Raw genomic sequence first — 19244 nt, forward strand, 5'->3', positions numbered from 1 at the left:
CCGCGACCACCTCGACACCGTCGCTGCCCAACTCAACGGCCGCCCACGCAAAACGCTCGGCTGGGAAACCCCAGCCGAGCGCCTGCATAAACTGCTCGCAGCCTGATCCATACGACCACGTGTTGCGACGACCCCTAGAAACCGCCGACCGGGGGCGGGGCCTTCGTGCGCACACGGGGCGGGGCGGCCGCCGCCGTCACACGAGGCGGCCGGTGCCCAGGCCCGGGTCCGGATCGTGCTCGGCGGTCAGGCCGCCGCCGCCCGGCAGGCTGCCCGGGCCGTCCAGGATCCCCGACTGGGCGATGAGGTAGCCGAGCTGCGCGCGGCTCCCGCTGCCGAGGACGGTGGCCAGCTTCGCGATGTGGGCGCGTGCCGTCCGTACGTTCATTCCCAGCCGCCGGGCGATGGCCTCGTCGACGTACCCCTCGACCAGGAGCTGCGCGATGGAGCGCTGGACGCCCGAAATCCCCTCGGGGGTGTGCCGGTACGTCACTTCCTGGCGCAGGGGCACAGCGCGCCGCCAGAGCTGCTCGAAGACCTTGATGAGGTACTCGACCAGGCCCGGGTGCCGCAGCTCCAGCGCCACCCGCCGGTCGTCGCTGGCGGGGATGAAGGCGACGGTGCGGTCGAAGATGATGAGGCGCTCTATCAGTTCTTCCAGCGTACGGATCTCCACCTTGCCCGCGGAGATCCGGTCGACGTAGGCCAGCGTGCCCTGGCTGTGCCGCGCGGTGTGCTGGTAGAGGGTCCGTATGCTGACCCCGCGGTCGATCAGCGGGGCGTCCCGCTCCAGTGCCTGGGTCAGGGCGAGCGAGGGCCGGGCGCCGCCCGGCTGGACCGTCAGCACCTCGGTGTGGCACTCGGCGGTCGCCAGGTTCAGGGCGGCGTTGATCCGCTCGAAGCCCTCCAGCACCGTGATGGCGTGGGTGTTGGCGGGGCTCTGGGCACTGATGGCGAGGAACGGCTCGAAAGCGTCGGTGAGATCTACAGCGCTGCGTCGGCGGTCCTGGATCTCGCGTTCAATCGGATGCAGCCGTTGGGCCAATGCGACGGACGGGGGAACCGGACGCAGCTGGTTCGCGTCGTCCGGATCGGGCTGCAGAAGAGCGAATTCAAGCAGGCAGGGGGCATTTTCAACTTCTCCCCTTGCGATACGGCCCGTACTGAGCGCCGCCGCGTAGAGCCGCGCTCCCTCGTCACACAGAGACGTGACGGGGTGGGGATGTGTCTCGTTTGTGCCACTTCTGGGCAAATCTCCACCCCCCAGGGTCCTGAACATGCAAGAACATGATGCATCGTCCCTGTGGCAGTGACGTGCCTGAATGAGCCATCGTCGGACACGCGGGGGAGAGGATTCCATCAAGTGAGGACGAAGCCGACCATGTACAAAAGAATGCTTCGCTCGGCGCTTGCCGTTGTTTTCTCCGCCGTTGCGGTTTTTGGTGCAATCAGCGCCGTCGACACAGACGCGGGGAGCGCTAGGGCCAGCCATGACACCGGCTGGACCAGTGCGCCGGCAGGAACATCGTTCGACACCGGCTGGACCAACGGGCCGGTTCTGAAGAACGATCTGAAGGACGACACGGGCTGGACCGATTCTCCGCAGGGCACCGGGGGAGACACCGGGTGGACCTCCCACCCCGAGGCGGTGTCGTCATGACCCCCGACGACCGCGACTTCCGTCGCGAAATGGCATCGGCGTACCGATCCGGATGGCAGTTCATCGACCTCGTCACGGCCATCCCCCACACCGGCGATTCGTTGATGGTCACCTTGTTCGGCCAGCCGATCGTCGTCGTGCGCGAGGAGGACGAGGACGTCCGTGCCTACCGCTGCCTGCGCCGTCCCCGGGGCGCGCCGCAGCCCGTCCGCTGCGAGGTGCGGTACGGGATGGTCTTCGTCAACCTTGATCAGCGCGACCACCAGCTTTTCGAACCCGATGCCACCACCGCCACCCCCCGCAGTGCCTGAAGCGATTCCCCCGTCGTCACAGATCGCTCAGGCGCTTCCCCCACACAGCGGCGCCGTCGTGAACCTGAACACGATGGCGCCGCTGTGCTCCTCCCGTCCAGTGCTCGCACCGGGAACGTTCCGGAATTGGCCCGAATGAATCCGCGGCGCCGCACCCCTGCGCCGCACCACCCGCACACCCGAACCGCCCGCACCGCCCGCGACGCGCCCCGCGCCGCACCCCGAGCCCGCCGCCCGCGCCGCCCCGAGGGGCACACCCCTGCTCCGCCCCTCAGGCGCGGCCCATCGCGCGCTCCAGAGTGATCTCCAGGACGACCCGGTCCGGATTGGGCGACGGGACGCGTCCGTACCGCTGCGCGTAGCGCTCCACCGCCTCGGCCACCGACGCCGGGTCGTCGAGGATCCGCGCGCGCCCCTCCAGCGTCGCCCAGCGGCGCCCCGCCATCTGGCACACCGCGACCCGGGCCCCCTCGGGCCCCGCCGCCAGGACGTTGCGGATCTTCTTGCTGTGCTTGTTGCTGATCACCCGCGCCACCCCGGCCTCCGGGTCGTACGTCACGCCCACGGGCACGACGTGCGGCGTCCCGTCGGGGCGCGGGGTGGTCAGCGTGCAGACGTGCCGTTCCTGCCAGAAGGCGAGGTAGTCGGCCGTCGGGTTGAGTGCGTCATGGGACATGCGCCGAAGCGTACGAGCTTGCCCTTGAGTGGAATAGACTCAACTTTGTGCACGCTTCCCTTGGCAGAGAAGGAACGGAAGAAGGAACGGAGAGGAGCCGTACGTGGACGCCGAGCTGACCAACAAGAGCCGCGCTGCCCTGAACGCCGCCACCAGCAGGGCGGTCCGGGGCGGCCACGCCGACCTGACCCCCGCCCACCTGCTGCTGGCCCTGCTCACGGGCGAGGACAACGAGAACGTCACCGACCTGCTCGCCGCCACCGAGGCCGACCAGGCCGTCGTACGGGCCGGCGCCGAGCGCCTGCTGGCCGCGCTGCCCAGCGTCACCGGGTCCACGGTCGCACCGCCGCAGCCCAGCCGCGACCTGCTCGCCGTACTCGCCGAGGCCGACCGCGAGGCCGGGCGGCTCGGCGACGAGTACCTCTCCACCGAGCACCTCCTCATCGCCATCGCCGCCCAGGGCGGTCCGGCGGGCGAGGTGCTGTCCGCGCAGGGCGGCACCGCGAAGAAGCTGCTGTCCGCATTCGAGACCTCAAGAGGAGGGCGGCGGGTGACCTCCCCCGACCCCGAGGGCCAGTACAAGGCCCTGGAGAAGTTCGGCACCGACTTCACGGCGGCCGCCCGCGAGGGCAAGCTCGACCCCGTGATCGGCCGCGACCACGAGATCCGGCGCGTCGTCCAGGTCCTCTCGCGCCGCACGAAGAACAACCCGGTGCTCATCGGCGAGCCCGGCGTCGGCAAGACCGCCGTCGTCGAGGGCCTGGCGCAGCGCATCGTGAAGGGCGACGTCCCGGAGTCCCTCAAGAACAAGCGGCTCGTCTCCCTGGACCTCGGCGCGATGGTGGCCGGGGCGAAGTACCGCGGCGAGTTCGAGGAGCGGCTCAAGACCGTCCTGTCGGAGATCAAGGCCAGCGACGGCCAGATCATCACCTTCATCGACGAACTGCACACCGTCGTCGGAGCGGGCGCCGGCGGCGACTCCGCCATGGACGCGGGCAACATGCTCAAGCCGATGCTCGCGCGCGGCGAACTGCGCATGGTCGGCGCGACCACCCTCGACGAGTACCGCGAGCGGATCGAGAAGGACCCGGCGCTGGAGCGCCGCTTCCAGCAGGTGCTGGTCGCCGAGCCCAGCGTCGAGGACACCATCGCGATCCTGCGCGGGCTCAAGGGCCGCTACGAGGCCCACCACAAGGTGGTCATCAACGACAGCGCGCTGGTCGCCGCCGCGACCCTCTCCGACCGGTACATCACCTCCCGCTTCCTGCCCGACAAGGCGATCGACCTGGTCGACGAGGCCGCCTCCCGGCTGCGCATGGAGATCGACTCCTCGCCCGTCGAGATCGACGAGCTCCAGCGCTCGGTGGACCGGCTGCGGATGGAGGAGCTGGCGCTGAAGAACGAGTCCGACCCGGCCTCGATCGAGCGCCTGGAGCGGCTGCGCAAGGACCTCGCCGACAAGGAGGAGGAGCTGCGCGGCCTGAACGCCCGCTGGGAGAAGGAGAAGCAGTCCCTGAACCGGGTCGGCGAGCTGAAGGAACGCCTCGACGACCTGCGCGGGCAGGCCGAGCGCGCCCAGCGCGACGGCGACTTCGACGCCGCCTCCCAGCTGCTGTACGGGGAGATCCCGGCGCTGGAGCGGGAGCTGGCGGAGGCCACCGAGGCCGAGGCGGAGGTCTCCCGCGACACGATGGTCAAGGACGAGGTCGGCCCCGACGACATCGCGGACGTGGTGGGCGCCTGGACCGGGATCCCGGCCGGGCGGCTGCTGGAGGGCGAGACGCAGAAGCTGCTGCGGATGGAGGAGGAGCTGGGACGGCGCCTCATCGGCCAGAAGGAGGCCGTCCAGGCCGTCTCGGACGCCGTGCGCCGCACCCGCGCAGGGATCGCCGACCCGGACCGCCCGACGGGCTCGTTCCTCTTCCTGGGACCGACCGGCGTCGGCAAGACCGAGCTGGCCAAGGCCCTCGCGGACTTCCTCTTCGACGACGAGCGGGCCATGATCCGCATCGACATGTCGGAGTACGGCGAGAAGCACAGCGTGGCCCGCCTGGTCGGCGCCCCGCCCGGCTACGTCGGCTACGAGGAGGGCGGCCAGCTCACCGAGGCGGTGCGCAGGCGCCCGTACTCCGTCGTGCTCCTCGACGAGGTGGAGAAGGCGCACCCGGAGGTCTTCGACGTGCTGCTCCAGGTCCTCGACGACGGGCGGCTCACGGACGGCCAGGGCCGGACGGTGGACTTCCGCAACACCATCCTGGTGCTCACCTCGAACCTGGGCAGCCAGCACCTGATGGACCCGCTGACCTCGCCGGAGGTGAAGAAGGCGCAGGTCCTGGAGGTGGTGCGGGCGAGCTTCAAGCCCGAGTTCATCAACCGCCTGGACGACCTGGTGGTCTTCTCCGCCCTGGACCGGGACGAGCTGGCGCACATCGCCGAACTCCAGATCGGCCGCCTGGCGGCCCGTCTCGCGGAGCGCCGCCTGACCCTCGACGTCACGCCGGAGGCGCTGGCCTGGCTCGCGGACAAGGGCAACGACCCGGCCTACGGGGCCCGGCCGCTGCGCCGGCTGATCCAGACCGCGGTCGGGGACCGGCTGGCCCGCGAGATCCTGGCGGGCGAGGTCAAGGACGGCGACACCGTCCGCGTGGACGTGGCGGGCGAGGGCCTGCTGGTCGGCAAGGCGCTGTAGCCGCCGCGGCGCCGCAGGACGCCCGCGGGCGCCGTCCGGCCGGACGGCGCCCGCACACGTCGGGCCATACACGCCCTTAACCAGCTCTTATGCCTGTCCGCCCGGAGCGGATCGCGCGTCCGGGGGTGGACACGGGGTGGGCGCGATGGGGGAGGATGAAGGTATCCGCACGAAGGGAAGTACACGGTGAGCATCGACCCGGCCTCGATTCCGAACTTCGGGGGTCAGCCCGAACCGCAGGCCACAGGATCGGCGGGACCCGTCGTCCCCGACCAGGATCTGGTCAAGCAGCTCCTGGAGCAGATGGAGCTGAAGTACGTCGTCGACGACGAGGGTGACCTCGCGGCGCCGTGGGAGGACTTCCGCACGTACTTCATGTTCCGGGGCGAAGACGAGCAGCAGGTCTTCTCGGTGCGGACGTTCTACGACCGTCCGCACGCCATCGAGGACAAGCACCAGCTCCTCGAGGCCATCGACGACTGGAACCGCCGCACCCTGTGGCCCAAGGTCTACAGTCACACCCACGACGACGGCTCGGTCCGTCTGATCGGTGAGGCGCAGATGCTGATCGGCACCGGCGTCTCCCTGGAGCACTTCGTGTCCTCCACGGTCAGCTGGGTCCGCGCCTCCATCGAGTTCGACAAGTGGCTCCTGGAGCAGTTCGGCCTGGAGAAGGACGTCGACTCGGCGGATTCCGCCGACGAGAAGGGCGACGCCGAGGGCGACGACTCGGGAAACTGAGTCACGCGCGCCCGGACGAGCCCTACAGCGGTACGTGGGACACGAGCATCAGATAGGCCCCGTAGCCGCACGAGAGCCCGGCCAGGACCCCGGTCACCACGACCGCCGTCCGCGGCCGGGCTCTCGCCATGGCGGCCGCGAGCGGCAGCAGCAGCGGGAAGGCAGGCAGCAGGAAGCGCGGCTTGGAGTCGAAGAACCCCGCGCCGCCGAGGGTTATCACCAGCAGCACGGCGGTGTACACGAGCAGCGGCAGCGGCGCCCGGTCCAGGGCGAGCAGCACGCCGAGGCCCACCGCCAGCGCCAGGACGACGAGCGTCATCGCGGAGTTGGGCGAGCCCTGGCCCATCAGCACCCGCGAGGCCGAGCGCACCGCCGAGGCCCCGAAGTCGAAGCGCGAGCCCCAGGAGTCCTGCACGGCGAAGTAGCCGCCCAGCAGGTCGCGCCGCCGGACGCCCACGGCCAGGAGGTACGCCGCCCAGCCCGCCGGGGCCAGCAGCCCGGCCGCCCACACCGCGGGCCGCCGCAGCCCCCCGCGCGCCAGCAGCGCGTACAGGGCGGTCACCGACACCGCCGCGGCCACCGCGATGCCGGTGGGCCGGGTCAGCCCGGCCAGCACCGCGAGCCCCGCCGCCCACAGCCACCGCTCGCGCAGCAGCGCGTACAGCGACCAGGCGGCCAGCGCGGCCAGCAGCGACTCCGTGTACCCGGTGGTGAAGACCACGGCGTGCGGCTGGACCCCCCACAACGCCACCAGCAGCACCCCGGTCCGCGCCCCGGCCACCCGCTCGCCGACCCGGTAGACCCCGACCGCGGCCGCGGCGGCCGCCCCCCAGGCGACCAGCAGCCCCGCCCCGGCGGCCCCCACGGGCAGCAGGAGGGTCGTGAGCCGCATCAGGGAGGGGTAGAGCGGGAAGAACGCCAGATCGCTCTGCACGGAGCCGCTGTGCGGCCAGGCGAGGCTGCGCCCGTACCCGTGCTCGGTGATCGCGACGTACCAGCCGGAGTCCCAGGAGGTCCCGAGCACGGCGAGCGGGTCCTTGCCCGCCCACCACGCGCCGAGCGCGATCACGAGCACCCCGGCGGCGCGCACCGCGGCGAACACCGCCAGCGCGGCCACCCCGGCCGACAGGCCCCCCGCCGCCCGGGTCCGCGGCGCAGCCGTCACCGTGCGCGTGGTCATGTTCCCGGCCTTCCGGTGCTGCGTCCGTCCGCTGATGGAAGGCCGTCAGGGGAGACCCTACGAGTCGGCCCGGCCGCGCGCCCGGGCGGCCTCCGGGCAGCCCGGCGGCGCACTCAGAGCCGGGAGAGGCGGCCCAGCCGGGTGGCGGCTTCCTGGAGGACGGAGTCCTGCTTGCAGAAGGCGAAGCGGACCTGGGTGGCGCCCGCGGCCTTGTCGTCGTAGAAGACCTGGTTGGGGATGGCCACGACCCCGCAGAGGGCGGGCAGGCGGCGGCAGAAGTCGAGGCCGTCGTGCTCGCCGAGGGCGGCGATGTCGGTGGTGATGAAGTAGGTCCCCGCAGGGGTGTACACCTCGAAGCCGGCCGCTTTCAGGCCCGTGGAGAGGATGTCCCGCTTGCGGGCCATGTCGGCGCGGAAGCCCTCGTAGTAGGCGTCGGGCAGGTCCAGTGCCTGGGCGATGGCGTACTGGAAGGGGCCCGAGGAGACGTACGTCAGGAACTGCTTGGCCGAGCGGACCGCCGCGACCAGGTCGGGCGGCGCCGTGACCCAGCCGACCTTCCAGCCGGTGAAGGAGAAGGTCTTGCCGGCGGAGGAGATCGTCACCGTGCGCTCGCGCATCCCCGGCAGCGAGGCGAGCGGGATGTGCGCGCCCTCGAAGACCAGGTGCTCGTAGACCTCGTCGGTGACGACCAGGAGGTCCCGCTCCACGGCGAGGGCGGCGATCCCGGCCAGTTCTTCGGCGCCGAGCACGGTCCCGGTGGGGTTGTGCGGGGTGTTCATGAGCAGCAGCCGGGTGCGCGGGGTGACGGCGGCGCGCAGCTCGTCGAGGTCGAGGGCGAAGGCCCCGGCGTGCGGGCGCAGGGTGACCGGGACGCGGGTGGCGCCGGCCATGGCGATGCAGGCGGCGTAGGAGTCGTAGAACGGTTCGAGGGCGATGACCTCGTCGCCCGGTTCGAGGAGGGCCAGCAGGGAGGCCGCGATGGCCTCCGTGGCGCCCGCGGTGACCAGGACCTCGGTGTCCGGGTCGTAGGACAGGCCGTAGAACCGCCGCTGGTGGCGGGCGACGGCGGCGCGCAGCTCGGGGACGCCGGGGCCGGGCGGGTACTGGTTGCCGCGGCCGGAGAGCACCGCGCGGGAGGCCGCCGCCGCGATCTCGGCGGGCCCGTCGGTGTCGGGGAAGCCCTGCCCGAGGTTGATCGATCCGGTGCTCGTGGCCAGCGCGGACATCTCCGCGAAGATCGTCGTGCCGAAGGAGGCGAGACGGCGGTTCAGGAAGGGGCGGCTGCCGCCCGCGGGTGCGCTCATGGGCGTCATCCTTGGCCAAGCTCTGGAGTTGCTCAAGTGTGCTTTGCCCGGAACGGGCCGCGGGAATCCCCTCGTCACGCGGGACGCGGGGATCCCGCTCCTCGGGGGACCGAGGCGTACAGGAGGGGGGCGAGGACCGTGTTCCTGGCCTTTTTCATCGGTATCGCGGCAGTGCTGGTGGGGTTCTTCTGGTGGCTGGTGCGGGGCGGGGCCCGGGGATGGTCCGGCTCTTCCGGCTCGTCCTGCGGCTCCGGCAGCTGGTGGGCGGGTGACGGCGGGTCGTCCTCGGACGGCGGATCGTCCTCGTCCTGTTCCTCGTCCTCGTCGTCGTCCTGTTCGAGCAGCTCCTGCGGATCGTCGTCCTCCTGCGGGGGCGGCGGGTGCGGCGGCAGCTGACGGCGGGCCGGAGTAGGCGGATGGGATATGCGGGGGGAAGGTTCCCGGCGGGGGTGGTTTCCGCCGGGCACCTTCCCGGTAATTCCCTGCTGGTGCCGGTGGTGGGACCGCCGCGCGGGACCGCTGGTTGAACACCTGAACTGTGGAGCCCCCGGGGGGATGTAAACCCCTTCAAGTTGGGTAAAAACGCTGTGGATGCCGTGCCTTTCATGATTCCCTCGGTTGAGTAGACCAGTCCTCGGACCTCGCTGGACTTCCTGTGGACCCGCCGGTGATCCCCCACCCGTTGCCTACCGCTGGCGGGACCCGGCCCATCTCCCCTCGCGCGTTTGCGGAGTCGACTCATGCTCACGACCCTCCAGACCACCTATACCGACACGCGTGCCGCCGACCTCGCCTGGGCCCTGGGTCGGGAGCGGCTGCCCGCCCTGGCCGTACTGAACCTCCAACTGGAGGGTGCGAAGGTGGAGCTGCGCCTGCTCGGCGCCTCCCACCAGGTGTTGTTGGAGGAAGGCGCGGTGCTCTGCTCGGAGACGGTCGCCTGCATGCCCGGCAGCAGCACCCCCCTGCCCCTCGGCGTGGCCAAGCGGGTGGGTGACTGGGAGTACGAGTTCGCCGCCCGCGTGGAGACCCTCTCCGAGGGCTCTTTCGCGGGGCGCGCGCAGGAGTTGCTCGCCCTCGTCGCGGATCACCCGAACGGGCTCGCCGGAACCTTTCCGGGCAGTCCGCACGCCTTCACGGCGCTGCTCGTGCAGCGGTGCGAGGGGCAGGTGCGCTGGCGGACCTGGCACGCGTACCCGCAGGAAGGGCAGTTGGTCGCGACCCGGACCCGGGTGGGCGTACGGATGGCGGCCGCCGCGCTGTAGGGCGGTGTCGTGCGTCGGGCGGGCGCGTACCGGTCGGGCCGGTGCACCGGCGGCCCGGACCGCGTGGCGCGCGATCCGGCGCGCGGCCGCCCGCGCGGTGCTCCGCGGTTACTCCAACTGGCAGGCATGGCACACCACTTGCACCCATGTGGGTGACGGGGTGCGGGCGGGCTGTGACGTACGGTTCGCTGCATGATCGACCGTTCCACCCCCGGCGGCGTGCTCCCGGCAGCGAAGCCGAGGGGCAGGGTCACGGTCCCGGCCGCCCTCCCCGTACGGCCCCGGACCGGCCGACTCCTCGTCCTGGCCACCGTGTTCGTCTGCGCCGCCTGCGGGCTCGTCTACGAGCTGGAACTGCTCGCCCTCGGCTCGTACCTGATCGGTGATTCCGTCACCCAAGCGTCGGTGGTGCTCTCCGTCATGGTCTTCGCCATGGGCGTCGGCTCCCTGCTGGCCAAACGGCTGCGCGGGCGGCCCGCCTTCGGCTTCGGAGCCGTCGAAGCGCTGCTCGCCCTCGTCGGGGGGCTCTCCGCCATGGCGCTGTACGCGTGCTTCGCCTGGTTCGGCGAGTCCAGAGCGGCGCTGGTCGCCTTCTCGCTCGTCATCGGCGTGCTGATGGGAGCCGAGATCCCGCTGCTGATGACCCTCATCCAGCGGGTGCGGCGGCAGGACGCGGGCGGCGCGGTGGCCGACCTCTTCGCCGCCGATTACGTCGGAGCGCTCGTCGGCGGCCTCGCCTTCCCCTTCCTGCTCCTGCCGTTGCTCGGCCAGCTCACCGGCGCGATGCTCACCGGCACCGTCAACGCGCTGGCGGGCGGCGCCCTCGTCCTGTGGCTGTTCCGCCGCGACCTGAGCCGCCGCGCGCGCTGGCTGCTGCTCGCCGCCAACGTGAGCGTGCTGCTCGTCCTGGCCGCGGCCACCGTGCTGGCGGGGGACTTCGAACGGGTGGCCCGGCGCGCGGTCTACGGGGACGAGGTGCGGGTCGCCGTCCAGACCGGCGTCCAGGAACTCGTCGTCACCGGGCCGGCCGCCGGCTCACCGCGCTCCCTCGACCTCTACTTCGACGGGCGGCTGCGGGTCAGCGGTTACGACGAGTACCGCTACCACGAGGCCCTCGTGCACCCGGCGATGGCGGGCCCGCACGCCCGCGTGCTCGTCCTCGGCGGCGGCGACGGGCTGGCCGCCCGCGAGGTGGCGCGCTACCGCGACGTCGAATCCGTCACCGTCGTGGAACTCGACCCCGGCGTGGTCCGGCTCGCCCGCACCGACCCGATGCTGTCGCGGCTGAACGCGCACGTGTACGCCGACCCGCGCATCGGGGTGGTGGCCTCTGACGCCTTCCGCTGGCTGCGCGGACCCGGCGCGGCCGGCCGGTACGACGTCATCGTCTCCGACCTCCCCGACCCCGGCATCACGCCCAGCACCAAGCTGTACTCCCAGGAGTTCTACGGGCTGGCCGCGCGGGCGCTGCGCCCGGGCGGGCGGCTCGCGGTGCACGCGGGACCGCTGACCTCCCGGCCGCGCAGCTACTGGACCGTGGAGGCCACGCTGCGCGCGGCGGGGCTGCGGACCGCGCCCTACAGCGCGGGCGGGCGGCTCACCGGCTTCGCGGCGGGCCCCGACCGCGCGCAGGGCGGCTCGGTCACCCCGGCGCAGGACTGGGGCTTCGTCCTGGCCGCCCGGGAGCGCACCCCCGCACTGCGGGTCGAGAGCGACGCCCCGGTGCTGCGCTCGCTGTCCACCCGCGCCCTGCAGGACGCGGCCCGCGACACCGAACGGGTCCGCATGCGGGACCTGCGCCCCTCGACCCTCCCGCACCCGCGCTACGCGTCCTAGGGGTCCCGGGGCGGGGTGGCTGCCGGGGCGTCCGCCGGGCGCCTGGAAAGGCGGCGGCCCGGGGCGGCGAAAGCCCCCGGTCGGGCCGAGCCCTCGGTAGGCTCGGCGCCATGGAGCATCAGGTGTTCGTTCCGGTACCGGCAGCCGACCTCCGAGCGGTGCTGCGGGACCCCGCCCGCCTGGCCCGGTGCGTCCCCGGCTTCCAGCAGGACGCCGACGGCGCCTCGGGGCCGCTGGCCGGGCGGCTGAAGTTGCGGGTCGGCGGCAGCACCGTGACCTATCGGGGCGCGCTGACCGTCACCGAACGGGACGGGGACACCTTCGAGGCGGAGGGGGAGGGCGCGGAGGTCCGGGGCTCGGGCTCCGTGAAGGTCTCGCTCACGCTGCGGCTGGCCCCGGCGGAGGGCGGCACGCTGCTGGCCGTCACCGCCGCAGGCAGCGCGGAGGGCCGGGCGGCGGGCTTCGCCCCGGAGGCGACCGCGACCTCGGTGCACCGGCTGCTGGACCGGACCGCGGCGAACCTGACGACCGCCGCCACGCCCCCGACCGCGCCTTCGTCTGCCGCGGACGGGCCGGTCGTCGACGCGCCGATCGCGGACGCCCCGGTCGTGGACGATCCGCAGGACGCCGTGGCAGCGGGGGAGGCCGCGGAAGCGGCGGAAGGCGACCCGGCGGACGGGACGGACCCCGCGGACGGGCCGGACGGGCCCAACGTCATCGAGGTGTCCGCCACGGTCTTCGACGCCGAGGTGCCGCCCCCGTCCCTGGACCCCTTCCTCGACCACGACTTCAGCGAGTTCGGCGACCTGGGGGACACGCCGCGCGCGCCCGCCGAAGCCGCCCACGCCCGCCGCACGATGATCGGCCGCAGCGCCGAAGAGGTCGACCACGCACCCCCGCGCGGCCGTTACGCCCCGGTCCCCGCGCCGGACTCCGGCTCCCCGGCCCTGAACCTGCGCTGGCTGGCCCCCGCCGCGGCCCTCGCCCTCGCCTCGGCGGTCGTCCTCGGGCGTGCCCTGCGACGCCGCCGCTGACCCGTAGGGTCGGGGCATGAGTACGCGACTGAGCGCCGGTGGCGCCGAACTGACCGTCGACCAGAAGAACGGCTGCCGGATCAGCAGTCTGCGCGTCGACGGGCTGGAACTGCTGCGCCAAGGGGATGACTTCGGGTCCTTCCCGATGGTGCCCTGGTGCGGGCGGCTGGGCGAGGGCCGCTTCCGGGACGGTGGCGTGCTCCACCAGATGCCGCTGGACCACCCGCCGCACGCCATCCACGGCTTCGGCCGCCACGCCGCCTGGAGCCCCGCCGGAACCGGCGCCGACGACGCCCGGGCCGAGGCCTCCTTCACCTACGACCTCGCCGCGCCGTGGCCGTTCCCGGGCAGGGTGACCCAGACCTTCGCCCTCACCCCGGAGGCGCTCACGCTCGCCATGGGCGTGGAGACGTACGACGACTCCTTCCCGGCCCAGGTCGGCTGGCACCCCTGGTTCCGCCGCAACCTCGGGGTGGGGGAGGACCTGCGGCTCGCCTTCGAGCCGGTCTGGCAGGAGGAGCGGGGCGAGGACTACCTCCCGACCGGCCGCCGCATCGAGCCGCTGCCCGGGCCCTGGGACGACTGCTTCGGCATGCCCTACGGCGTCGACGTCACCCTGACCTGGCCCGGCGCCCTGGAGCTGCGCATGACCAGCAGGGCCGAATGGCTGGTGGTCTACGACCAGCCCGAGGAGTACGTCTGCGTCGAGCCGCAGTCCGGCCCGCCCAACGGCCTGAACACCCTCCCGCAGCTGGTCACGCCCGTCGACCCGCTGGAGCTGTCCACCACCTGGACCTGGCGCCGCCTGCGGGCGTCCGGCCTCGACTCCGACGCGGGGCTCTAAGCTCATGGGCATGAGTGACGTACGTGGTGAGCTGCTCCAGCAGATCAAGGACAAGGCCGTGGTGCACGGCAAGGTGACGCTTTCCTCCGGGCGGGAGGCCGACTACTACATCGACCTGCGCCGGATCACCCTGGACGGCGAGGCCGCCCCGCTGGTCGGCCAGGTCATGCTCGACCTCACCGCCGACCTCGACTTCGACTGCGTCGGCGGTCTGACCCTGGGCGCCGACCCGGTGGCGACCTCGATGCTGCACGCCTCCGCCGCCCGCGGCCGGCGCCTGGACGCCTTCGTCGTCCGCAAGGCGCAGAAGGCCCACGGCATGCAGCGGCGGATCGAGGGCACCGACGTGAAGGGCCGTCGCTGCCTGGTCGTCGAGGACACCTCCACCACGGGCGGGTCCCCGCTGACCGCCGTCGAGGCCGTCCGTGAGGCCGGCGGCGAGGTCGTGGCCGTCGCCACGATCGTGGACCGCGGCGCGGCCGACGCCATCGCCGACGCCGGACTGCCCTACCTCACCGGGTACCGGCTCGGGGACCTCGGTCTCTCCTGACGAGACGCTCTCCCCGGCGAAGGCCTCCCCCGGGAGCCGGTGACGTGAGGTCCCGGAATTCCGTGTACCGGTTCTGACCTGGGCCTTTACCGGGAGGCGGAGTGTTTCACGTGAAACACTCCGCCCGCCCGGGCCGGGCCGGGCCGCCGGGCGAGGTGGAGTGTGGTGCGGAGTCTGGAAAGATAGCCCCGACGGCAACGTCGCACCCCAGGTCAGGGCCCGCAATAAGCACACTCCCCGCACATCCAAGGAGCGGACAGATGCCCATCGCAACCCCCGAGGTCTACAACGAGATGCTCGACCGGGCGAAGGCAGGCAAGTTTGCCTACCCGGCGATCAACGTGACCTCGACCCAGACCCTGCACGCTGCGCTGCGCGGCTTCGCGGAGGCCGAGAGCGACGGCATCATCCAGATCTCCACCGGTGGCGCGGAGTTCCTGGGTGGCCAGTACAACAAGGACATGGTGACCGGCGCCGTCGCCCTGGCCGAGTTCGCCCACATCGTGGCCGCGAAGTACGACATCACCGTCGCGCTGCACACGGACCACTGCCCCAAGGACAAGCTGGACGGCTACGTCCGCCCGCTGCTCGAGGTGTCCGCCGAGCGCGTGGCCCGTGGTCTGAACCCGCTGTTCCAGTCGCACATGTGGGACGGTTCCGCCGAGACCCTCGCCGACAACCTGGCCATCGGCCAGGAGCTGCTGGCCAAGGCCGCCGCCGCCAAGATCATCCTTGAGGTCGAGATCACCCCGACCGGCGGCGAGGAGGACGGCGTCAGCCACGAGATCAACGACGAGCTGTACACGACCGTCGACGACGCGCTGCGCACCGCCGAGGCGCTGGGCCTGGGTGAGAAGGGCCGCTACCTGCTGGCCGCCTCCTTCGGCAACGTGCACGGCGTCTACAAGCCGGGCAACGTCGTCCTGCGCCCCGAGCTCCTCAAGGACCTCCAGGCCGGCGTGGGCGAGAAGTACGGCAAGTCCTCCCCGTTCGACTTCGTCTTCCACGGCGGCTCCGGCTCCAGCGCCGAGGAGATCGCCACCGCGCTGGAGAACGGCGTCGTGAAGATGAACCTCGACACCGACACCCAGTACGCCTTCACCCGTCCGGTCGCGGACCACATGTTCCGCAACTACGACGCGGTCCTGAAGGTCGACGGCGAGGTCGGCACCAAGTCCAAGTACGACCCCCGCACCTGGGGCAAGGCCGCCGAGGCGGGCATGGCCGTGCGCGTCACCGAGGCGTGCGCGAACCTGCGCTCGACCGGTACCCGCCTGAAGTAGGCGGCGGAAACGTCGGAAGGGCCCTGATCCACCGCGTCGTCAGCGGTGGATCAGGGCCCTTCTGCGTGTACGTGCCCCCGTGCCCGTACGCTCAGGCCGTCATCCCGAACGGCATCGCCTGCACCTGACCGGTGCCCACGACCGCGAGGAAGACCTGCTCCCCGTCCTGCGTGCCGGTCACGCGCACCGTGGTGGAATCGGTGCGCTCGGCGTGGATCCACAGCGGTATGCCGAACTCCGCGTACCGCTGGTAGGTGCTTTCGACCGACACCGGCATGACGGCGGGCGCCGGGGTCAGGGCCAGCGCGGCCTGGCGGGCGGCCTCCAGCAGGACCATGCCCGGCAGGTGGTCCCCGGGGTGGTCGAAGAGCACCGGGTGACGGGTGTCGTACCGCAGCTGCCAGGTGACGCCGGTGGCGGCCGGCGCGGTGGCGGCGAGCACCACGTCGAAGGGGGAGAAGCGGCCGACCTGCGCGGGGTGGAGGGGCGCGGACGGCAGGGAGGGCATCGGACGGCGGTCCAGCTGCTCGGCGCGCAGCCGCCGGTAGACCGCCGGCGAGGTCACGGTGTAGCCGACGTCGCCGGTGGCGACGACCATGCCGCCCCTGAGCACGGTCACTTCGTACCGCAGCGCTTGCAGCTGGGTACCGCGCATGCGGATGTCGGAGCAGCTGACCTCCAGGTCGAGGTCGGCCGGGGCGTCCGTGATCAGGAGATGCTCGGGAACCGTGGTGTAGTCGAGGCCCCAGAGCAGGAACTGGTGGCCCAGCGGTACCCCGTAGGCCTCGTGGGCGATGTAGGAGCCGACCTGGCGAATGGCTTCGCAGATCATCATGGGGTCGTAGTGCGTGCCCGCGATCGGGGTGAAGAAGCTGTGCCCGCGCGGGAGTTGGGCGCGGACGTGGAAGCGGTCGGGGGCGGGCCCGCACATCCCGGTGAGGAAGACCTCGGCCACGGCCGCCCGGTGCACGAGTTCACGGGCAACGGTGCTGGTCCGGGTCTGCCCGGTCGCGCCCGGGCAGACGCACTTCAGGGAGGGGTGGGGGAACGCGGGCGCGGCCGCCGGTTCCAGGGTCGTGGTCATGGAGCCCCTCGGGATCTTGGCCGGAAGTCGTTCGGATGTGCCGTCACCAAGTACGTACTTCCAGGTTTGGTTGACAGCCAGAGAATTACCCGATGATCGGTCAGCCTAGGGCTTCGAAGTGACACACTCCACACCTGTGCGGGGGCGAAACTGACCGCAATGGGCGCCATATGCGCAGGTCAGTCACTGGAAAAGAGTCACCCTGTCACCCTCGGTCGATTTTCGGCCTGCCGGAGGAAACCAGACACGCGTCCGGTATCTTTTACCGAGCAGTTACCGCGTACCTCAGAGTATTTTTCTGGGGGGCCCTGGTACACCGGTGGCTGCAACTGTCCGGAACGGGCCCGTCGGCAGCCGACCCGCCCCGCCCGCACCACCCGCCACCCCAAGCGGCCCCCGCCGATGGGAGACACCGATGCCCGCCCGCCACGCCGTCCGCCCGCTGGGGCACTTGAGGCTCGCCGCCGTCAACATCGACGGGGTGCTGCTCAACGACACCTTCAGCCCGGTGATCCACCGGTTCGTCACCAGCCGCGGGGGCACCTACGACGCCGGCGTGGAGCGTGCGGTCTTCTCGCAGTCCCGTACTGTCGCCGCCCGCGCGCTCGGCGCCGCCGCCGGCGTCGACTGGTCACCCGAGAAGGTGCTGGAGGTGTACTTCGAGGAGCGCGCCGCCCGCCTGGCCGAGCACCCGCTGGAGGTGCTCCCCGGCGCCGAGCAGCTGCTGCACCGGCTGCGCGCCCTGGGCCTGCGGACGGTCTGCTACGGCGGCCTGGACCGGGCCCACTTCGACACGTACCTCGGCCGCTACGCACACCTCTTCGACGAGCCGGGCTACGTCTGCACCAACGATTTCCGGCCGGGCATCCACGAGATAGCCGTCGACACCTTCGGCGTCGACTACGACCGGGCGCTCTTCATCGACGACGTCGCCCGCGTCTCCGAGGCCGCCCGCGCGCTGCGGGTGCCGTTCATCGGCCACCCGAGCCCCTTCGAGCACGGCTATCAGGCGGGTCTGATGCGCGAGGCGGGCGTCCGGCACCTGGTCGGCTCCTTGGAGGAGATCGACGAGCGGCTCCTGCGTACCCTCGACCACGAGGCCGCGGCGGGGCGGTCCTGGGCGGCGTGACCTCGCGGGAGCGGGCCGCCGGACCCGGACGGACCGGCTGGATCAAGCCACAGACATCAGACGAGCGATGACATGGAAATGGGGACGGCAATGGCAGGGGAGCGGATGCTCGACGGCAAGGTCGCACTGATCACGGGAGCCAGCAGCGGCATCGGAGCCGCCGCCGCCCGCGTCTTCGCCCGCGAGGGGGCCAGGCTGGTGCTGGCCGCCCGCCGCGAGGACCGCCTCGGGGCGCTGACCGAGGAACTGCGCGCGCAGGGAGCGGAGGTCGAGTACGCCGTCACCGACGTGACCCGTGCCGCCGACACCGCCGCGGCGGTCGCCGTCGCGGTGCGCCGCTTCGGACGGCTGGACTGCGCCTTCAACAACGCGGGCTGGGGCGTGGGGCGTTCGCCGCTGCACGAGATGGGTGACGATCTGTACGAGCAGATCATGGAAGTGAACGTCCGGGGCACCTGGAACTGCCTGCGGGACGAGATCGCGGCCATGCTGCTGACCGGCGGCGGCACGATCGTCAACAACAGCTCCGTCGGCGGCCTGCTGGCGACCCCGGTGGCCGCTCCCTACGTGGCCGCCAAGCACGCCGTGATCGGCCTGACCAAGGCCGCCGCCGCCGAGTACGCCGCCCAGGGCATCCGCGTCAACGCGGTGGCCCCGGGGACCACCCGCACCGAGGTGGTCGAGCAGTGGTTCGCCGCCGTACCGGGCGTCGAGGAGCAGCTGCACGCCTCCACCCCGCAGCCGAGGACCGCGGAACCCTCGGAGATCGCGGAGGCGGCCGCGTGGCTCTGCAGCTCGCGTGCCTCCTTCGTCACAGGCGTCACCATGCCGGTGGACGGAGGCTTCACGATGGTGTGAAGCTGTACTCAGAGGTACGTACCCGGGGGCATGTAATGCCGATCGAACGGGGGCATGGAGAGGGACAGAACGGCTGATGAGGACTGAACGACCCCAGGTGAAGCAGGACCGCGCCGTGCGGACGCGCCAGGCGATCCTGGAGGCCGCGGCGCTGGTCTTCGAGGACCGGGGCTACGACGCGGCGAAACTGACGGACATCGTCAAGATCGCCAGGGTCACCAAGGGCGCCCTGTACTTCCACTTCGACTCGAAGGAAGACCTGGCGCAGGCCGTCATCGACGCCCAGGTCAACGTCGATCCGGTGTTCACCCCGCAGGAATTCAAGGCGCAGCAGTTCGTCGACATCGGCATGATCTTCTCCCACCGCCTCCAGCACGACGTCCTGATGCGCGGCAGCGCGCGGCTCACGCTGGAGCAGAACGGCCGCTCCCTGGACCGGGCCGCGCCCTACCAGGGGTGGATCGACCTGCACACCGAGCTGATGACCGAGGCCAAAGCGCGCGGGGAGCTGCTCTCGCACGTGGACCCGGCGCAGCCGTCCAGGCTGATCGTCGGCTCCTTCGCCGGGCTCAACGTCATGTCGCAGACCCTCGGCCTCACGCTGGACGACGAGGTCTCGGCGCTCTACACGAGCGTGATGCCCAGCCTGGTCGTCTCGGCCGTGGCGATCCGGCTGGACACCGCTCCCGGCCGCGGCGGCCGGGCGCTCCACGGGGTGCAGGGCGCGCACCTGTGCGACTGCGACGACCTGCGGCAGTTCCCGGGCGATGCCGGAGCCGAGGGGAACGTCGCCTGACGGGCGC

The 19244-nt window shown here is 71.8% G+C and carries 19 protein-coding genes; 13 read left to right on the forward strand and 6 right to left on the reverse strand.

The window, feature by feature from the left end:
• Positions 1 to 196: 196 nt before the first annotated feature.
• A complete protein-coding gene (locus tag ABZY31_RS08795; protein ID WP_356406315.1) occupies positions 197 to 1279 on the reverse strand; it encodes a helix-turn-helix transcriptional regulator in 1083 nt (360 codons plus the stop codon).
• 84 nt (positions 1280 to 1363) lie between these two features.
• On the opposite strand from ABZY31_RS08795, the gene ABZY31_RS08800 reads away from it, so the two are divergent.
• Both ABZY31_RS08800 and ABZY31_RS08805 read left to right on the forward strand, forming a co-directional pair.
• Positions 1364 to 1660: a hypothetical protein gene (locus ABZY31_RS08800; RefSeq protein WP_356406317.1), complete on the forward strand. Its 297-nt coding sequence runs from the start codon at positions 1364 to 1366 to the stop codon at positions 1658 to 1660.
• Positions 1657 to 1971 carry a (2Fe-2S)-binding protein gene (locus ABZY31_RS08805; protein WP_356406318.1) on the forward strand — a complete coding sequence of 105 codons (315 nt, stop codon included), beginning with the start codon at positions 1657 to 1659 and terminating at the stop codon, positions 1969 to 1971. The genes ABZY31_RS08800 and ABZY31_RS08805 overlap by 4 nt, the downstream gene beginning before the upstream one ends.
• Before the next feature lie 271 nt (positions 1972 to 2242).
• Here ABZY31_RS08805 and ABZY31_RS08810 read toward each other — a convergent pair whose 3' ends face one another.
• Positions 2243 to 2647 (reverse strand): TIGR03618 family F420-dependent PPOX class oxidoreductase, encoded by a 405-nt coding sequence (locus ABZY31_RS08810; RefSeq protein WP_356406320.1) that lies wholly within the window; start codon positions 2645 to 2647, stop codon positions 2243 to 2245.
• Positions 2648 to 2750: 103 nt separating this feature from the next.
• On the opposite strand from ABZY31_RS08810, the gene clpB reads away from it, so the two are divergent.
• The gene (gene clpB, locus ABZY31_RS08815) at positions 2751 to 5336 is read left to right on the forward strand and encodes an ATP-dependent chaperone ClpB (protein WP_356406322.1); all 2586 of its coding nucleotides are present in this window, start codon (positions 2751 to 2753) and stop codon (positions 5334 to 5336) included.
• 186 nt (positions 5337 to 5522) lie between these two features.
• On the forward strand, positions 5523 to 6077 hold the full coding sequence (locus ABZY31_RS08820) for a YbjN domain-containing protein (RefSeq protein ID WP_356406324.1): 555 nt from the start codon (positions 5523 to 5525) through the stop codon (positions 6075 to 6077).
• Positions 6078 to 6099: 22 nt separating this feature from the next.
• On the opposite strand, the gene ABZY31_RS08825 is transcribed toward ABZY31_RS08820, so the two are convergent.
• The 3 genes from ABZY31_RS08825 to ABZY31_RS08835 all read right to left on the reverse strand — a co-directional run bounded on the left by ABZY31_RS08825 (position 6100) and on the right by ABZY31_RS08835 (position 9028).
• A complete protein-coding gene (locus ABZY31_RS08825) occupies positions 6100 to 7257 on the reverse strand; it encodes a hypothetical protein (protein WP_356406328.1) in 1158 nt (385 codons plus the stop codon).
• 113 nt (positions 7258 to 7370) lie between these two features.
• On the reverse strand, positions 7371 to 8570 hold the full coding sequence (locus ABZY31_RS08830; protein ID WP_356406331.1) for a pyridoxal phosphate-dependent aminotransferase: 1200 nt from the start codon (positions 8568 to 8570) through the stop codon (positions 7371 to 7373).
• Positions 8571 to 8635: 65 nt separating this feature from the next.
• Positions 8636 to 9028, reverse strand: coding sequence for a hypothetical protein (locus tag ABZY31_RS08835; RefSeq protein WP_356406333.1), 393 nt, complete (start codon positions 9026 to 9028; stop codon positions 8636 to 8638).
• A 273-nt stretch (positions 9029 to 9301) separates the two neighbouring features.
• Here ABZY31_RS08835 and ABZY31_RS08840 point away from each other — a divergent pair, with 273 nt between their 5' ends.
• From ABZY31_RS08840 to fbaA, 6 genes are all read left to right on the forward strand, one after another.
• A complete protein-coding gene (locus tag ABZY31_RS08840; protein WP_356406336.1) occupies positions 9302 to 9823 on the forward strand; it encodes a DUF2617 family protein in 522 nt (173 codons plus the stop codon).
• 192 nt (positions 9824 to 10015) lie between these two features.
• Positions 10016 to 11659: a polyamine aminopropyltransferase gene (locus tag ABZY31_RS08845; protein WP_356406339.1), complete on the forward strand. Its 1644-nt coding sequence runs from the start codon at positions 10016 to 10018 to the stop codon at positions 11657 to 11659.
• A gap of 110 nt (positions 11660 to 11769) precedes the next feature.
• Positions 11770 to 12693: an SRPBCC family protein gene (locus ABZY31_RS08850; RefSeq protein ID WP_356406342.1), complete on the forward strand. Its 924-nt coding sequence runs from the start codon at positions 11770 to 11772 to the stop codon at positions 12691 to 12693.
• A gap of 16 nt (positions 12694 to 12709) precedes the next feature.
• Positions 12710 to 13537 (forward strand): aldose 1-epimerase, encoded by an 828-nt coding sequence (locus ABZY31_RS08855; RefSeq protein WP_356406345.1) that lies wholly within the window; start codon positions 12710 to 12712, stop codon positions 13535 to 13537.
• 10 nt (positions 13538 to 13547) lie between these two features.
• A complete protein-coding gene (gene pyrE, locus ABZY31_RS08860; protein ID WP_356406348.1) occupies positions 13548 to 14087 on the forward strand; it encodes an orotate phosphoribosyltransferase in 540 nt (179 codons plus the stop codon).
• 260 nt (positions 14088 to 14347) lie between these two features.
• Positions 14348 to 15370, forward strand: coding sequence for a class II fructose-bisphosphate aldolase (gene fbaA, locus ABZY31_RS08865; protein WP_356406350.1), 1023 nt, complete (start codon positions 14348 to 14350; stop codon positions 15368 to 15370).
• Positions 15371 to 15461: 91 nt separating this feature from the next.
• Here fbaA and ABZY31_RS08870 read toward each other — a convergent pair whose 3' ends face one another.
• On the reverse strand, positions 15462 to 16454 hold the full coding sequence (locus tag ABZY31_RS08870) for a ScbA/BarX family gamma-butyrolactone biosynthesis protein (RefSeq protein ID WP_356406352.1): 993 nt from the start codon (positions 16452 to 16454) through the stop codon (positions 15462 to 15464).
• A 415-nt stretch (positions 16455 to 16869) separates the two neighbouring features.
• Between ABZY31_RS08870 and ABZY31_RS08875 the strand changes: the two genes are divergently transcribed.
• The 3 genes from ABZY31_RS08875 (at position 16870) to ABZY31_RS08885 (ending at position 19237) form a co-directional block, all read left to right on the forward strand.
• Entirely contained in the window at positions 16870 to 17583 is a 714-nt protein-coding gene (locus tag ABZY31_RS08875; RefSeq protein ID WP_356406355.1) for an HAD family hydrolase, read from the forward strand.
• A 90-nt stretch (positions 17584 to 17673) separates the two neighbouring features.
• Positions 17674 to 18441, forward strand: a complete 768-nt coding sequence (locus ABZY31_RS08880; RefSeq protein ID WP_356406358.1) for a glucose 1-dehydrogenase — start codon at positions 17674 to 17676, stop codon at positions 18439 to 18441.
• A gap of 76 nt (positions 18442 to 18517) precedes the next feature.
• Positions 18518 to 19237, forward strand: coding sequence for a ScbR family autoregulator-binding transcription factor (locus ABZY31_RS08885; RefSeq protein WP_356406361.1), 720 nt, complete (start codon positions 18518 to 18520; stop codon positions 19235 to 19237).
• Positions 19238 to 19244: the final 7 nt, after the last annotated feature.

Source organism: Streptomyces sp. NPDC006529, assembly GCF_040611795.1.
GTDB lineage: Bacteria > Actinomycetota > Actinomycetes > Streptomycetales > Streptomycetaceae > Streptomyces.

Bases quoted from the DNA above. Each gene is read 5' to 3' on its own strand.
- fbaA (WP_356406350.1), top strand. From the start codon at position 14,348: ATGCCCATCGCAACCCCCGAGGTCTACAACGAGATGCTCGACCGGGCG.
- ABZY31_RS08845 (WP_356406339.1), top strand. From the start codon at position 10,016: ATGATCGACCGTTCCACCCCCGGCGGCGTGCTCCCGGCAGCGAAGCCG.
- ABZY31_RS08805 (WP_356406318.1), top strand. From the start codon at position 1,657: ATGACCCCCGACGACCGCGACTTCCGTCGCGAAATGGCATCGGCGTAC.
- ABZY31_RS08840 (WP_356406336.1), top strand. From the start codon at position 9,302: ATGCTCACGACCCTCCAGACCACCTATACCGACACGCGTGCCGCCGAC.
- ABZY31_RS08875 (WP_356406355.1), top strand. From the start codon at position 16,870: ATGCCCGCCCGCCACGCCGTCCGCCCGCTGGGGCACTTGAGGCTCGCC.
- ABZY31_RS08855 (WP_356406345.1), top strand. From the start codon at position 12,710: ATGAGTACGCGACTGAGCGCCGGTGGCGCCGAACTGACCGTCGACCAG.
- ABZY31_RS08795 (WP_356406315.1), bottom strand. From the start codon at position 1,279: ATGTTCAGGACCCTGGGGGGTGGAGATTTGCCCAGAAGTGGCACAAAC.
- ABZY31_RS08870 (WP_356406352.1), bottom strand. From the start codon at position 16,454: ATGACCACGACCCTGGAACCGGCGGCCGCGCCCGCGTTCCCCCACCCC.
- ABZY31_RS08825 (WP_356406328.1), bottom strand. From the start codon at position 7,257: ATGACCACGCGCACGGTGACGGCTGCGCCGCGGACCCGGGCGGCGGGG.
- ABZY31_RS08885 (WP_356406361.1), top strand. From the start codon at position 18,518: ATGAGGACTGAACGACCCCAGGTGAAGCAGGACCGCGCCGTGCGGACG.
- pyrE (WP_356406348.1), top strand. From the start codon at position 13,548: ATGAGTGACGTACGTGGTGAGCTGCTCCAGCAGATCAAGGACAAGGCC.
- ABZY31_RS08880 (WP_356406358.1), top strand. From the start codon at position 17,674: ATGGCAGGGGAGCGGATGCTCGACGGCAAGGTCGCACTGATCACGGGA.
- ABZY31_RS08850 (WP_356406342.1), top strand. From the start codon at position 11,770: ATGGAGCATCAGGTGTTCGTTCCGGTACCGGCAGCCGACCTCCGAGCG.
- ABZY31_RS08810 (WP_356406320.1), bottom strand. From the start codon at position 2,647: ATGTCCCATGACGCACTCAACCCGACGGCCGACTACCTCGCCTTCTGG.
- ABZY31_RS08830 (WP_356406331.1), bottom strand. From the start codon at position 8,570: ATGACGCCCATGAGCGCACCCGCGGGCGGCAGCCGCCCCTTCCTGAAC.